Raw genomic sequence first — 13,606 nt, 5'->3', positions numbered from 1 at the left:
CGCTGCTCTTGTCTGCAAGCTGCAGACTTCCCTACTATAAGCCTCTTTTCATTACGTGTCAATTTGCCTTAGAAGGAACCATCCAGCTTTTCAGGTACTTAAGAAAATGCGTCTTAAATAAGATTGCTTTCCTGAATGGACAATAGTTCATCCTCGGAAATCAGGATATCCCGGGGACGGCTTCCTTTAGCCTCCGAAATAATGCCCTGATCTTCCATCAAATCAATGAGACGTGCAGCCCGATTATATCCGATTCTGAATCTGCGCTGAAGACTTGAGGCCGATGCCCCGTTTTGGGTAACAACAAACTCGCAGGCTTCTAAAAACAGATCATCTTCTTCGGTTTGGAGGGATGATTTTTTCAGGAATTCTTCCTGATTAAACAAATATACAGGCTCCATTTGCTTCTTAACATGGGCAACGACCTGCTCCATCTCGTCATCTGAAACAAAGTTTCCCTGAACCCTTAAATGCTTAGAGGTTCCGTTTTCCAAAAAGAGCATATCGCCTCTGCCGAGAAGCTTTTCGGCGCCTCCTGCATCCAGGATGGTTCTTGAATCAACCTGCGAGGATACGGAGAATGCAATTCTTGTTGGGATATTTGCTTTTATTAACCCTGTGATGACATCAACGGATGGCCTTTGAGTCGCTACAATCAGATGAATGCCGCATGCCCGGGCTTTTTGGGCAATCCGGCAGATGGCTTCCTCCACCTCACCCGGAGCTACCATCATTAAATCTGCAAGCTCATCAATAACGATAACGAGGTAGGGCAAGTGTTCACCGCGCTGATGGGTTTTAACAAGTTCATTGAACCGGTTTATGTCACGCACTCCTGAATGGGCAAACAGTTCATACCGCCGTTCCATTTCCTCCACTGCCCATTTCAGAGCCCCTGTCGCTGCCTTTGCATCTGTAATGACAGGACTGACAAGGTGGGGAATGCGGTTGTAAGGTGCGAGCTCTACCATCTTTGGATCGATTAGCAGCATCTTAACCTCATGGGGGGCGGCTTTATACAAGAGACTGATCAGCATAGAGTTGATGCACACGCTTTTTCCGGAACCTGTCGCGCCTGCAATGAGACCATGAGGCATCTTTTTCAAATCAGTCACAATCGGCTGGCCGGATATATCCAGCCCCAGCGCTACGGTCAGCGGAGATGGATTGTTCTTGAATTCCTGGCTCCTGATGATTTCCCTAAGACTGACGGTTTTGCTTTTTAAGTTGGGAACTTCGATTCCAATTGCGTTTTTCCCGGGTATCGGCGCTTCAATCCTGATATCCTTTGCAGACAGGCTAAGCTTAATATCATCTGACAGATTCGTAATTTTATTCACTTTCACTCCCGGCTCTGGCTGTACCTCAAATCTGGTGACAGAGGGCCCCTGAGTTACATGGACCACTTTCGCACGCACATTAAAATTCTTTAACGTACTGTCAAGCAATTCTTTTTGTTTGTAAAGCCAATCATCATCCGCTGATTCCTCGCGCGGCGGAATTGTCAGCAGATTTAATGGCGGGAAATAATAGGAGCCTTCCTGAACACGTTCTTTCATTTTGCTTTTATCCCGATTCAGCATGAGGACATTGAAAGGAACGGATGATTTAGGCTTTTCCGCTGCAGTCTCGCGGCCGGCTCTGTCTTTTTCAGCTGAACGGCTCTCAGGAGACCGCTGCGGAATTTCTTCCGCTGCCGGGTCAGAGTAGTGTGCTTCAGAAGAGAGAGTCTCTTCAGCCGGATCTTCGTTTAAGAAATCCTGGGTTTCCCTTTCATCGCTATTCTCTGTTTCTTCTGCAGGCAAAGGCTGCAGGTCCAGTTTCTCAGCCGTGTTTTCTTCAAAAATCAGAAAAGACTCTGGTTCAGCAGAGGTCTCTTCCTCCCATGTGAAATCATCATTCTCTTCCACTTCTTCCAAAACCATCTTTGGTGCTTCTTCCTCTTCTTTTTCTGAAAGGGCAAGAGGTCTCTCTTCTTCTATGTCCGGAATATTCGCTGCTTCAGCATCCGGATTCAGAAAATGTTCTCCCTGCATATTCTCTGCACCACGCGGAGCTGCTTCTGTTTCATAAATCTCCTCTTCCTTTTCTAGGAAGGAAGGGGGCAGGCCGCTGTTTATATCGCTGCTGTCAGACAGAAAGGAGCCTTTTTCCGATTTTGTCTGCTTCTGCACTGTTTCAGCAGCCCGTTTTTTATAAAAGGAGGAACTGTGCATGGATAGTTTCCGAAGCGTCTCTTCTTCCTGCATCCTGCTCTCCGCAAGTGATTTTTCTCTCATTTTATAAGGTAGAGATTCCATGTCTGACCGATTTTGAAATCCGTAGATAGGGGATGGGATCAGCGTTGGCTGAAATGGCTTCTTCGGCCCGCCCGATAATGGCTCAACTTTTCGTTTATAAGTCGGCTCCGTCTGTGGCGGCTTCGGCACTGTCCTTCTCCCTTTTTCAGCTTTATTGTGATCCATCATTTTTTTATTCGCGTTTTCAGCAGAGGCAGGCCTGTTTTTCTTCGGCCTTGCCGGTCTTCTTCGTTCATCAGGAATAGCGGGAAAACGGAAATTACCTTCCGGATATTGATACGAGATTTTCGTTTCAAATTGAGAAGCGGAAGCACGTACATTTTCCGGGGGGTGACTTTTCTCAGCGGGCTTGCTTTCACGCCTTATTTCCTGCACCTGCTCATCATCATCCACTCTTACATATTCAACAACTTCCACAATCTCCTCTGTTTCCCCAAATAGAAATTGCTTAACTTTTGATATCCAGCTCATTTTAATAATCACTCTTTCAGCTCATGTTGTATGTTCATCTTTTTGGAGTTCATAAATTTTATCTGTTAATCCAGCCTGCTGATTTCCGTCGCAGGCGTCGATAGTCAGCAGCTGTATTCCCGGGTCTTATTCCCTGTTTTTATGCTAAATAAGCCGCAATTTTGCTGCCGATAAAAAAAGCCACTAGCAATTACTCTAGTGACTTTTATCTTACCATAATTTACGTTTGATTTTATTGTTTTCAGTCGGTTGATTCATAGAAAAGGCTTATTCGAAAAATGCATCTCCAGGAGTACGGCTGTCATCCAGTACAAGTATGCCTTTTTCCTGGGGGGCATCCGGCAGATCCAATTCTTTTGCTGAACAAATCATTCCGCTCGACGCCACGCCTCTCAGCTCTGCATGTTTAATCATCATTCCGCTTGGCATTACCGCCCCCACTTTGGCGACCACTACCTTTTGTCCTTCATTTACATTCGGTGCTCCGCAGACGATTTGAAGCATTTCTGTTCCGATATTTACCTTGCAAATATTCAGCTTGTCTGCATTGGGGTGCTTTTCTTTTGAGACGACATGGCCTATAACAAACTTAGGTGAAAAATCCACTTCCAGCTTTTCTTCGAACCCATTTTGGCTCAGGCCTTTATTTATATCATTTATTATACCTTCAGATAATTCAAGCGGACCCGCACCATTAACTGCTATGTATTTTGAAGCATGGAACAAGTTATAGCCTGCTATGTCTTTCGTTTCTGCATCATAAATTCTCACAGCGTCCTGCCTGCGGTCAAAGGCTCTCTTTTCACGCGGAATTTCTTTAATAAAAATCAGAAGTGTGTCGCCTATTCCTTCACGGTTATAAAAAACATTCATTCTATTCTTCCTTTCCGTTTTTCGGTGAATGTGCTTTATTTTTTCCTAGTATGAATATCGGCTCAAGCTCACCGTCTTCATATAAAAATGAAAGAGCGGTAATCGGAACCCTGCCGCTTGCAAAAAAACTCATCGTCATTTGAGCAAGAATATCGTACCCGGTTTCGTTTTGAACATCCGCGATGATCAGGACATCCTGGTGGGGCACAGCCAATGCCATTGTACCGGTAATGCGTGTCTTGAACGACTCCAGTAAGGATTCATTCAGCATTCGGCTTGCATCATAGCCGTCGTTGGCTCTGAAAAAGTAGAAGGTGTTTCCTGCCACCTGATCTTCTTTCACTGAAGGAGCCAGGGATCTTAGATTAAAGAGGGCTGTTTCCTTAATCCTTTTTTGGCTCCATCCTTCTTTATCCATCATCGCCTGGTCAATCAGCCTGTACGTTTTCCCCATGTCCAGCGCATAAAAAATCCTCGTTTCGGCTGTGTGTTCGTCAAACAGAAGAGGGATTCCCTCACTGGATTCCTCTGGAAAAGACGTAGAGCGGACAACCGGAAAAATAGATTTCTCTTTGCCTGTCAGACCGCTTTCTGTTCTCATTGCCAAAAGCGCCTCTTCCACATGGTACGAAACTTCGTCAATGGCTTTTTCTTTCTCGGTTTCATATTTCGCAGCAATTTCATTCAGACCGATGGTGATACCTTTTTTAATAGCGGGATCTTCAATTCTTAGTGTCTCTTTTTCACGGTCATAAATAAATGTCCAATTATGCTTGCTTAGCCGGTCTTCTAGAATTTGCGAAAGTTTTCTTGGCTTCATCCGCGGTTCCCTCCTGTCAGCCGTTTATCTATTTATTGGATCTTATCGAGGAATTGCTGAATTTCCTCTTTTGTTTTACGGTCTTTGCTGACAAATCGGCCAGTCTCCTCCCCTTTATGAAAGGCAACAAAGCTCGGAATGCCAAATACGCTTAATTCTGAACATAAGTCAATGAACTCATCGCGGTCGACGTAGTAGAACGTAACGTTCTCATTTTCCTTTTCAAGCTCTGGCAAAAATGGATCAAGAAAGCGGCAGTCCGGACACCAGTCCGCTGAAAACATTAGGACACTTCGCTCTTTGTTCTTTATTTCACGGTATTGATCCATTGATTGTAATTTTTCCATGCGTTCATCCTCCATATTTTCGAAAGGCTTTTCAAAAAAATTGATTATGCAGTCAGGATGCTTGGGGGCATCCTGCTATTGGAAATTCGACTGAAATAAGCCTTTGTAAATTTCACATAGTTGAATCATACCAGAAAAAAGATGGTTAAATCCATCTGCATGTTTCATTGAACAGATTTAAGCATCTTCATCATTTTTTTTGCCGATTCAGGCACAGCTTCCTTTTCGGCGATCGTGGACACTTTATTCCCCCCTATTCCAGCGGTGACTTCGTATTTTCCTTCATTTGTTTTATATACCAGCAGGTAGCCGAATTTTTCTTTGTTTTCAAACGTCTTATTTATCGTTAGTTCTTCATAGCTTGATTGGAGTGTCTTATATGACTCCTTGCTGTCTCCTTTTTCGTTATTGTTGATAAACAGCAGGAACTTTTGCTCTCCCTTTTTTAATACGGCATTATTCGGTTTTTTAGAGGAGACCGTATACTCTTCAGGCAAAAAGAAGGAACCGCTCTCGATTTTTTCGTTCGGTTCACGCGCTTTGCCTTCAAAGCTTTCACCTGCCATTCTCTCTGCTTCGGTTTTCATCTCTTTCTCAGAAATCCCTCCGCATCCCGTCACGATGACCACTAAAATTATAAAAAAAAGAGAAATCTTTCTGCTCATTTATTAGTCCTCCTAATCCTGTTTTTACCTTTACCATTCCCATTTTGAAGCTAAATCCGCTCCATTTTCCGTTTTTTCTGCATAGGAAGAGGGTATAGTTGGCTATAAAATCCATTTAGGGGGAGTTCTGATGAACCTAGTTGTTTATTTAGCCGGGGAAATTCATAGTGAATGGAGAAAAGAGCTAAAAGAAAAGGCCTCACACCTGCCAATTACGTTTACGGGACCAATGGAGAATCATGATCGCTCTGATCAAATAGGGGAAGAAGTTCTCGGAAAGCAGCCTGATTCCATTGCGAAGGATGAAGCGGCATCCCGCATCAATAACCTGCGGACCTCACTTCTGCTGAGTAAAGCAGATTTAGTCATCTCCCTTTTCGGGGAATCATACAAGCAGTGGAACACAGCTATGGATGCCAGCACAGCGATAGAGATGGGTAAACCTCTGATTCTTATTCGTCCAAAAGAACTGCATCATCCACTTAAAGAGCTTTCCAGCAAAGCGAGTGTAACCGTTGAATCGATTGGCCAGGCTATTCAGGTTCTTTCTTATATCTTTGATAAGGACTAACAGATGCCGCCCCACGGTGCTTTCATTGCGATCCTCATTGTTTTCGTTCATACAGGAGCAGACAGCCCCCTCAAAGGGACTGTCTGCTTTTTTCATACATATACCTTCCGGCCAGAAGCCTGGCAATATGGACAAACATTTCCGTACGGCTAACAGCTCCATAAGTAAACACTCCAACCGCTCCCTCTTTTTTACTGATGCCTTTCCTCGAAGCAAACTCATCCATCACATCCCCGAGTTCTCTGCCTTTTACCAGCTCGGCTCCTATTTCCAGGGGAAGCTGAATTCTTGCTCCTCCTGCTATGATTGGCTGCAGACCGCCATCAGATAAAGCCCCCCAGCTGCATAAAAAGAAACCTGAAGAAGTTTCAGTAACGCCTCCTTCAAGGCCGATTCCGATATCGGCACCTGTTTCAGTCCGGCTGGCATCCGCTCTGTTAACAGCTCCTCTGATTGTTTCTTCATCTGAAAACGGCTGGCTGGAAACTCCAGATGATACCTCAGCATGTTTGAATTCTGTTCCTTCGCTTATTTCTGAAAAGACCTGCCTGACCGCGTTTATTTTTACCGGATTGGCAGAGCCAACGCTAACAATCATATGTGCCTCCCTATAATCATCCGTCATTATCCATTCGATTTAATCGCATCAACGGTTGTCCGGTCACATGCTTTAACTAATTTCACCAGAAGCTCCTTTGCTGCAGCATAATCATCCACATGCACGATTGAAGCATGCGTGTGAATATACCTCGAACAAATGCCAATCACTGCGGAAGGGACTCCTTCATTTGAAATATGAACTCTTCCTGCATCTGTTCCCCCCTGGGAAACAAAGTACTGATAAGGAATTCGATGAGTTTCTGCCGTATCAAGAACAAATTCTCTCATCCCTCTATGAGTGACCATAGAACGGTCCAGAATCCTTAGGAGCGCTCCTTTGCCAAGATGTCCAAATTCTTTTTTGTCGCCTGTCATATCGTTTGCAGGACTTGCATCCATGGCAAAGAATAAATCCGGTTTAATCATGTTGGCGGCAGCCTGTGCACCGCGTAATCCAGCCTCTTCCTGAACGGTTGCACCGGCATAAAGAATGTTTTCTGTTTTTTCATCCTTCAGCTCTTTTAATAACTCAATGGACAGTCCGCAGCCATACCGGTTGTCCCATGCTTTCGCCATGAGTTTTTTAGGATTTGCGAGCCGGGTAAAGGAACTGTCGGGAATAATTTGCTGACCGGGTTTTATTCCAATCTCCCTGGCATCTTCATCGCTGTCTGCACCGATATCGATAAGCATATTCTTCATTTCCATCGGCTTTTTCCGCTGTTCTTCGCTCAGGTTGTGTGGAGGGATCGAACCGATTACTCCAGGTACAGGCCCATTATTTGTGTAGATCATTACGCGCTGCGCAAGAAGAACCTGGTTCCACCATCCTCCAAGCGGCTGGAAACGAAGCATGCCGTTTTTTGTGATGGACGTGACCATGAACCCCGTCTCATCCATATGCCCTGCAGCCATAATGACAGGTCCTTCAGGATTTCCTCTTTTGACCCCAAAAATACCGCCTAACCGGTCCTGAACGATTTCTTCTGAATAAAGAGCCAGCTGTGTTTTCATAAACTTTCTTACCTGATGCTCGTTTCCCGGTGCACCCGGAAGCTCAGTCAGCGTTTTGAAAAGTTCCATTGTTTCTTTGTTCAATTTGAAAACCCCTTTTCTATTTTTGTGTGAATATGTATACACCCTGCTTAACATGTCAGCACATCTTAGGTATACTGAAATAGAAAAGCTTAAGGAGGCAGATAATCATGAAATGCAAAGGTTTACTCGCTGGGATTGCACTTGGGTTTGCTGCAGCTTACCTGTTAAAAGACCAGCTAAAATCCCCATTTATTTCGTCCGATAAAGCACTCCAGCTCGTTAAAAAGGAATTCCGGAAAAAAGGACCGATTGAAGGTTCCTGGATCTACACCGTTCCAGAGGATTATTCCATCCATGATTCGAATCACAAAGTTTACAAAACAGGCATCACCAGAACCACTGAAGGAGCTCTTGAGCAATTTGAAGCAATCGTTCATGCTCAAACCGGGCTTTTGCTTGAAGTGAACAAAGTGTCGTAAACATTTAGAAACAGAAGAGCTTCTTCTGTTTCTTTTTTATATGGCCTGGCGCTCATGCCACTGGAACAGCACCACCCTTCCTATCTTATCCTAACTACCGTTTTAACGGTCTCCCTTGATGCATTCCACTTAACTGCCCTGTACTCTGCATCATGGTAAAACGTCATCCATGCTTCCTTTTCAGCCGCAAACTTCAGCCATTTTTCCTTTTGCTCAATAGATGTCATCGGATAGTCATCATAGGCAAGAACCCAAAGCACATTTTCATGGGCATGGGTAGGCATTAAATCTGCCATATGAACCGCAGTTTCTCCTTGATCTTCAAATAAAAGGATACTGTGGCCGTCACTGTGGCCGCCTGTATGAATCATAGTTATGCCGGGAAGGACCTCCTTCCGGCCGGTAAATGGTTCCACCTGATCCTCAATCGCCTTCCAGTTTTCTTTCCAGTATGTATTCTTAGAGCGAATATTCGGATTTCTCATTTCGTTCCATTCTGTTTCACTTGTTATGAGCTTTGCATTCGGAAATACAGACTGCAGTTCTCCATCCTTTTCTTTTGATAATCCAGTAGCATGGTCAAAATGCAGATGTGTCAGCAGGACGATATCAATATCGCTTGGCGACAGTCCAAGCTCTTTCAAAGATTCCTCTGCCTTTGACTCTTCATTCACTCCATAATTTCTCAGCTGTTTTTCTGTCAAGCGCCCGTTTCCAATGCCGGATTCCACTAAAAGATTTATTCCGTCTTTTTGGACAAGAATCGGATCTGTACGCAGCTCAATCTGATTGAGGTCATTAACCGGGTACTTCCTAGTCCAAAGAGCTTTGGGCACGACTCCAAACATCGCTCCCCCATCCATATGGGTTACCCCTCCATTTAACCATGTCAGTTTTATTCCACCTATGTGCAATTGTTCCATTAAAATCCCTCCCCTTTATATTTTAACAGGAAATTGTTCATTCACAATCTGAAAAGCTCCTCTAATCCGGCCCTGCAGTATTTAGGAAAAGCTCAATCCCGTGAGACGTGCCGCAGCAAAGGATGCCTCCAAGGGCAAGAAGATGGCCGGGAGACGTTTGCATAACGTAAAAAAACCTGATGACCCGCTCTCACCAGAGAAAGGGCCAACCAGGTTTTCGTACTTATTCGTTGAGGAATTTCGCTTCAGCCCGGTATATTCTTTGGCCTTTATTGGCGAATTTTTCTTCGTATTCTGTCATAACATTTCCTTCAAAATCACTTTCATGAAGATCCAGACTTACATAGGTCAGCAGCAGCCCATATTCAGAGAAGCTCTTTAATGAATATTCGAACAGTCCCTGGTTATCGGTTTTAAAGTGAATTTCTCCGCCTTTTTTAAGCAGCTGTTCGTAAAGGCTCAGGAACGTCTTAAATGTAAGCCGGCGCTTTTCATGGCGCTTCTTTGGCCACGGGTCGGAGAAATTGAGATACACGCGGCTTACCTCTCCGTTTTTGAAAACCTCAGTAAGGTCCGCCGCATCCACATTCAGCAGCTTAAGATTCGTGACTTCGGCATCCAGCACCTTTTGAACCGCAATGACCATTACACTTTCAAAAAGCTCAATGCCGATGTAATTGATGGCAGGATTTGCTTTAGCCATTCCTGCTAAAAACTGTCCTTTTCCTGTTCCAACTTCTATATGAATGGGATTATCATTCCCAAAATACTCCTGCCATTTTCCTTTAAGGTTTTCTGGACTGGCAATGGCGATATGCCGGTTCTCCGCTATAAATTCACTCGCCCACGGTTTGTTTCTTACTCGCATACTAACACCTCATGTACGTTTATTCTCGGTTAAAAATAGCATGTCTCCAATGTTTTCGCAATTCGGGACAGGTTCACGAACAGATAAAAACCGGCAGCCTCTGCATGCCGGAGCGTTACATAAAAAGGATTCAGTTGAACATCTTATAGGTATAAAGACGATGAAAGGATGATAAATATGCCGCTGGATTATCACAACCAGGTTACTTTGCTGAAAGACATTTTAACGGAGCAGCAGGCTGACTGCTGCGGAACCGTAGCTGAATGTGAGCAGATTGAACGCCTGATCAAATCCTTAATGGTCAATTCAAACGTAACCAAGGACGTTAAAAATGTTCTTCAAAATATTTATGAATACAGTCAAAGAGGAAAATCAGCTCCTGAAATAAACGAGCACATTACGTCACAGCAAGAAAATCTGACCCAGTGGATCCAGGATATTGATTCGTTTTCCTAAACTTTATGGGCAAGGAGCCAGTTCAGATGCTCAAACGCCTGGTGCAGTTCCTTTAGGTGGTTCTTGGAACGATTCCACATGAGCGAGACGATTGTCTGTGCCAGCACATACCAATACATGCGGAGCCTGAGCTGATCTGTCAGTTCCAGACCATATTGGGAAAGCCATTCCGCCCACCGGCTTTCCTCAATATAGGAATAAAGCAGATTGCCTAAATCGATTGCCGGATCCGCAATAACAGCCCCATCCCAATCAATCAGATAAAGCTGTCCATTCTGGGAAAGAAGCCAATTGTTGTGATTGAGATCACAGTGGCAAACGGCGGTTTCTTTCACTTCCATTTCAGGCAGCCGTTCATCCAAATAGTGAAGAGCTTCTTCAATTTCCGGAGGACAAAAATTTTCAAATTCCAGTGTTTGCTTTATGTCCTCAATAATGGAAGAAGGCGTCATCGGATTCTTCTCGAGTCTGTTAAGCATATCCAGCAGTTCTTTTGAATGATGAATTTTGTGTAAAAGAGCTGCTACATGATCGCCGTCCATGTCAGCAGGCTTAAGCTCCCGGCCTTCCAGCCAGTGCTGCGCCGTTATCACATCGCCATTTTCCATTCTTCTTGTCCAAACCAGCTTTGGAACGATTCCTTCTGCTGAGAGAACTGCGAGAAATGGCGAACTATTTCGTTTTAAGAAAAGCTTTTGTTCCCCATTCCGGGCGTAATACGCTTCTCCCGTTGCCCCTCCGGCAGGAGAAAGCTCCCACTCTTGACCGAGCAGATGTTCCAGCCAATTTTGATTCAATGTCAACCCATCATTTCGTGTTAAGATTTTTATCCTATAAGCCAGCAAGGCAAATGAAGATGGACTATTAAAAGAACAGTACACCTCCCCAGCCGTTTTGTTATATTTGAATACCGATTGCTTCCTGTAGAAAAATAAAAAGACCGCTAATTGAGGCAATATAAACCAGCATCCAATAGCCGTCCTTTTAAATTTTATCGTTTTCTGGTATTTCCCGTCAAGAAAAACTAAGGCCTAAGTCTTAAACAATACATACGTTCCTATCTTATTAATCATTAGCTTGCCAATACCGGCATAGCTTAGTCCCGTTTCTTCCTTTGGTGCATAAGCCAGCTGCCAATTCCCTTCTCCAGGCAAATCCAGCTCCACCGGATGCTCCCATGCGTTGTGAACCACTGCTATTTCCGTCCAGGAGCCATATTCCGCGACGTCCTTCAGCACATAAAATATAGCAGAAGGAGGAGAGGGCAGCGCGTGAAAATGCCGTTCTGTCTTTTCTTTATCAATCAGCCTGAAGGCACCATGACTTTTGCGCAGGCTGATTAATTTTTTTAATTCCTCAACATCGTGATCAAACGTTTCTCTTAAATCCCAGTCCAGCTGATTGATTTCATCGCTTTGGTTATAGCTGTTCTCGCATCCTTGCTTTGTACGGTAAAATTCCTGGCCGGCGTGCAAAAACGGAATGCCCTGCGAAAGAATGACCATGGAGGACGCAAGTCTTTGATAGCGGCGCAGCTTTTCATCGGATGCATTTGGAACAGCCATTTTCAGTTTATCCCAATACGTGTGGTTATCGTGGGATTCAACATAGTTCACCGATTGGGAGGGATCCTCAAGCACCTTAGGAGAATCCTTGCTGTATTGAACAATCCCTCTCAATGCCGTAAGGGCTTCCTCTTTTTTTCCCTCATCTCCCATTGAAAATCCTCTGTCGCCATGCAGGAAGGTGCTGCCTTTAACCATGTCGCGAAACCGGTCATTGAAAAAAGCCACTCCAGGAATTTTTTTTGCATTATTAATGGTTGTTTTTCGTTCTGCACCGAGTGGAGTTGATAAATCCCATCCTTCTCCTAGAAGAATAGCATCCTCTTTTATGGAAACAGCCAGCGCTCTTACCTTTCGCATTGTATCCAGATCCAAAATTCCCATCAGATCAAACCGGATACCGTCTACATCATATTGCTCCATCCAAAATTGGACAGAATCCAGTATAAATTTCCTCGCCATCCTTCTCTCAGACGCAAAATCGTTGCCCACTCCCGTTCCATTTGAAGGATAGCCATACTCATCCATCCTGAAAAAATAACCCGGGACAAGCTTTTCAAAAGCTGAAAGGTTCATATTGTAGACGTGATTGTAAACCCCATCCATAATCATTTTCAAACCGCTGGCGTGAATGGCCTGAATGCATTCCTTTAATTCGCGGATCCGCGCGGCAGGGTTATCGGGGTCTGAAGAATAGCTTCCTTCGGGTGCGTTAAAATGGACTGGGTTGTATCCCCAATTATAGCCCCCGTCCGTCTCCCCTTCTGCTACTCCTTCAAAATCGTAAACGGGCAGAAGCTCTAGGTGAGTCACGCCAAGACTTTTAATGTAATCCATACCAGATGTGAATCCCTTTTTCGTGAAGGTCCCTTTTTCTGTAAATGCTCTATATTTTCCTTTTGCGAGCAAGCCGCTGTTCGGATGGATAGAGAAATCTCTGACATGCAGCTCATAGATTATGGCGTCTGTAACCTGCTGCAGGAGAGGGACAGGTATTTTTTCCACATGCACGTCTGAAGGATTGATTAATACCCCCCACTCCCCGTTCTTCGAAACAGCTTCCACATACGGATCCGCAGCCTCTCTCCACTTCCCGTTAATCAAGGCCCGGTACTTGTAGAATTTCCCTCTGTGCTCCGATGAGATGACTGTCTCCCATACTCCTCTTTCCCATTTCTGCATAGGAATTTCCGACTTTTCCCCTAAAGGATCAGAAAGAATGAGACGAACTTCCACCGCTGTAGGCACCCAGACTTTAAGGGTGATTTCCTTCTCCCTGTACTGTACACCAAGTTTGCCGTCATATCCGTAAAGCTCATCAAAAGCTTGAGTCCTAATCACTGCGCCCATCATAAGGTCAGTGGAAAGACCGCTTGAGTCCGATACAATCTGTCTGGCACCTGCTTTTAGCTGCACGCTTGAATGGCAAATGCATTTGACGAAATTCTCAATATCGTAGCAATCCGACATGGATAATGGAGATTGATTTCCGTTTTCATCCGTAACCGTAAAAGATTTATTGAAAGAATGCCGGCGTTCATTCGGCAGCAAAATAGTAATGGTATGAAGATCATCTAAGTAGGCCTCAAACGGGCTGTTTACACTTGTCATTGCTCTTCCCCCCTGGAGA

At 44.5% G+C, this 13,606-nt stretch carries 14 protein-coding genes; 3 read left to right on the top strand and 11 right to left on the bottom strand.

Annotated elements, in window-relative coordinates; genetic code table 11:
• Nucleotides 1-113: 113 nt before the first annotated feature.
• The 5 genes from ACQCV8_RS05250 to ACQCV8_RS05230 all read right to left on the bottom strand — a co-directional run bounded on the left by ACQCV8_RS05250 (nt 114) and on the right by ACQCV8_RS05230 (nt 5,476).
• Nucleotides 114-2,771, bottom strand: a complete 2,658-nt coding sequence (locus tag ACQCV8_RS05250; protein ID WP_426843512.1) for a DNA translocase FtsK — start codon at nt 2,769-2,771, stop codon at nt 114-116.
• Between the two features lie 267 nt (nt 2,772-3,038).
• On the bottom strand, nt 3,039-3,644 hold the full coding sequence (gene ytpR, locus ACQCV8_RS05245; protein WP_426843511.1) for a YtpR family tRNA-binding protein: 606 nt from the start codon (nt 3,642-3,644) through the stop codon (nt 3,039-3,041).
• A 1-nt stretch (nt 3,645) separates the two neighbouring features.
• Nucleotides 3,646-4,464 carry a DUF1444 domain-containing protein gene (locus ACQCV8_RS05240; RefSeq protein ID WP_426843510.1) on the bottom strand — a complete coding sequence of 273 codons (819 nt, stop codon included), beginning with the start codon at nt 4,462-4,464 and terminating at the stop codon, nt 3,646-3,648.
• 32 nt (nt 4,465-4,496) lie between these two features.
• Nucleotides 4,497-4,811: a thioredoxin family protein gene (locus ACQCV8_RS05235; RefSeq protein ID WP_426843509.1), complete on the bottom strand. Its 315-nt coding sequence runs from the start codon at nt 4,809-4,811 to the stop codon at nt 4,497-4,499.
• Between the two features lie 164 nt (nt 4,812-4,975).
• On the bottom strand, nt 4,976-5,476 hold the full coding sequence (locus tag ACQCV8_RS05230; protein WP_426843508.1) for a hypothetical protein: 501 nt from the start codon (nt 5,474-5,476) through the stop codon (nt 4,976-4,978).
• A gap of 130 nt (nt 5,477-5,606) precedes the next feature.
• On the opposite strand from ACQCV8_RS05230, the gene ACQCV8_RS05225 reads away from it, so the two are divergent.
• Entirely contained in the window at nt 5,607-6,047 is a 441-nt protein-coding gene (locus ACQCV8_RS05225) for a YtoQ family protein (RefSeq protein ID WP_426843507.1), read from the top strand.
• Nucleotides 6,048-6,117: 70 nt separating this feature from the next.
• Here the strand turns inward: ACQCV8_RS05225 and ACQCV8_RS05220 are convergent, their stop codons facing one another.
• Entirely contained in the window at nt 6,118-6,645 is a 528-nt protein-coding gene (locus tag ACQCV8_RS05220; protein ID WP_426843506.1) for a DUF84 family protein, read from the bottom strand.
• Nucleotides 6,646-6,671: 26 nt separating this feature from the next.
• Nucleotides 6,672-7,745: a M42 family metallopeptidase gene (locus tag ACQCV8_RS05215; RefSeq protein ID WP_426843505.1), complete on the bottom strand. Its 1,074-nt coding sequence runs from the start codon at nt 7,743-7,745 to the stop codon at nt 6,672-6,674.
• 107 nt (nt 7,746-7,852) lie between these two features.
• Between ACQCV8_RS05215 and ACQCV8_RS05210 the strand changes: the two genes are divergently transcribed.
• A complete protein-coding gene (locus ACQCV8_RS05210; RefSeq protein WP_426843504.1) occupies nt 7,853-8,164 on the top strand; it encodes a PepSY domain-containing protein in 312 nt (103 codons plus the stop codon).
• An 80-nt stretch (nt 8,165-8,244) separates the two neighbouring features.
• On the opposite strand, the gene ACQCV8_RS05205 is transcribed toward ACQCV8_RS05210, so the two are convergent.
• Nucleotides 8,245-9,087, bottom strand: coding sequence for a YtnP family quorum-quenching lactonase (locus ACQCV8_RS05205; protein WP_426843503.1), 843 nt, complete (start codon nt 9,085-9,087; stop codon nt 8,245-8,247).
• A 223-nt stretch (nt 9,088-9,310) separates the two neighbouring features.
• A complete protein-coding gene (trmB, locus tag ACQCV8_RS05200) occupies nt 9,311-9,955 on the bottom strand; it encodes a tRNA (guanosine(46)-N7)-methyltransferase TrmB (RefSeq protein ID WP_426843501.1) in 645 nt (214 codons plus the stop codon).
• A 177-nt stretch (nt 9,956-10,132) separates the two neighbouring features.
• Between trmB and ACQCV8_RS05195 the strand changes: the two genes are divergently transcribed.
• Entirely contained in the window at nt 10,133-10,411 is a 279-nt protein-coding gene (locus ACQCV8_RS05195) for a YtzH-like family protein (protein WP_426843500.1), read from the top strand.
• On the opposite strand, the gene ACQCV8_RS05190 is transcribed toward ACQCV8_RS05195, so the two are convergent.
• Nucleotides 10,408-11,214 (bottom strand): phosphotransferase family protein, encoded by an 807-nt coding sequence (locus ACQCV8_RS05190; RefSeq protein WP_426843499.1) that lies wholly within the window; start codon nt 11,212-11,214, stop codon nt 10,408-10,410. The two genes, ACQCV8_RS05195 and ACQCV8_RS05190, sit on opposite strands and share 4 nt — an antisense overlap.
• Nucleotides 11,215-11,442: 228 nt before the next feature.
• Nucleotides 11,443-13,587, bottom strand: a complete 2,145-nt coding sequence (gene pulA / locus ACQCV8_RS05185; protein WP_426843498.1) for a type I pullulanase — start codon at nt 13,585-13,587, stop codon at nt 11,443-11,445.
• Nucleotides 13,588-13,606: the final 19 nt, after the last annotated feature.

The organism is Metabacillus sp. 84, assembly GCF_050107715.1.
Taxonomy (GTDB): domain Bacteria; phylum Bacillota; class Bacilli; order Bacillales; family Bacillaceae; genus Metabacillus_B.
Note: the sequence above shows the minus strand (reverse complement) of the source record. Positions and strands in the feature narration are given on the sequence as shown.

What these genes read in the sequence shown, in the direction of transcription:
- ACQCV8_RS05250 (WP_426843512.1), bottom strand. Translation starts at nt 2,771, where the DNA reads ATGAGCTGGATATCAAAAGTTAAGCAATTTCTATTTGGGGAAACAGAG.
- ytpR (WP_426843511.1), bottom strand. Translation starts at nt 3,644, where the DNA reads ATGAATGTTTTTTATAACCGTGAAGGAATAGGCGACACACTTCTGATT.
- ACQCV8_RS05240 (WP_426843510.1), bottom strand. Translation starts at nt 4,464, where the DNA reads ATGAAGCCAAGAAAACTTTCGCAAATTCTAGAAGACCGGCTAAGCAAG.
- ACQCV8_RS05235 (WP_426843509.1), bottom strand. Translation starts at nt 4,811, where the DNA reads ATGGAAAAATTACAATCAATGGATCAATACCGTGAAATAAAGAACAAA.
- ACQCV8_RS05230 (WP_426843508.1), bottom strand. Translation starts at nt 5,476, where the DNA reads ATGAGCAGAAAGATTTCTCTTTTTTTTATAATTTTAGTGGTCATCGTG.
- ACQCV8_RS05225 (WP_426843507.1), top strand. Translation starts at nt 5,607, where the DNA reads ATGAACCTAGTTGTTTATTTAGCCGGGGAAATTCATAGTGAATGGAGA.
- ACQCV8_RS05220 (WP_426843506.1), bottom strand. Translation starts at nt 6,645, where the DNA reads ATGATTGTTAGCGTTGGCTCTGCCAATCCGGTAAAAATAAACGCGGTC.
- ACQCV8_RS05210 (WP_426843504.1), top strand. Translation starts at nt 7,853, where the DNA reads ATGAAATGCAAAGGTTTACTCGCTGGGATTGCACTTGGGTTTGCTGCA.
- ACQCV8_RS05205 (WP_426843503.1), bottom strand. Translation starts at nt 9,087, where the DNA reads ATGGAACAATTGCACATAGGTGGAATAAAACTGACATGGTTAAATGGA.
- trmB (WP_426843501.1), bottom strand. Translation starts at nt 9,955, where the DNA reads ATGCGAGTAAGAAACAAACCGTGGGCGAGTGAATTTATAGCGGAGAAC.
- ACQCV8_RS05195 (WP_426843500.1), top strand. Translation starts at nt 10,133, where the DNA reads ATGCCGCTGGATTATCACAACCAGGTTACTTTGCTGAAAGACATTTTA.
- pulA (WP_426843498.1), bottom strand. Translation starts at nt 13,587, where the DNA reads ATGACAAGTGTAAACAGCCCGTTTGAGGCCTACTTAGATGATCTTCAT.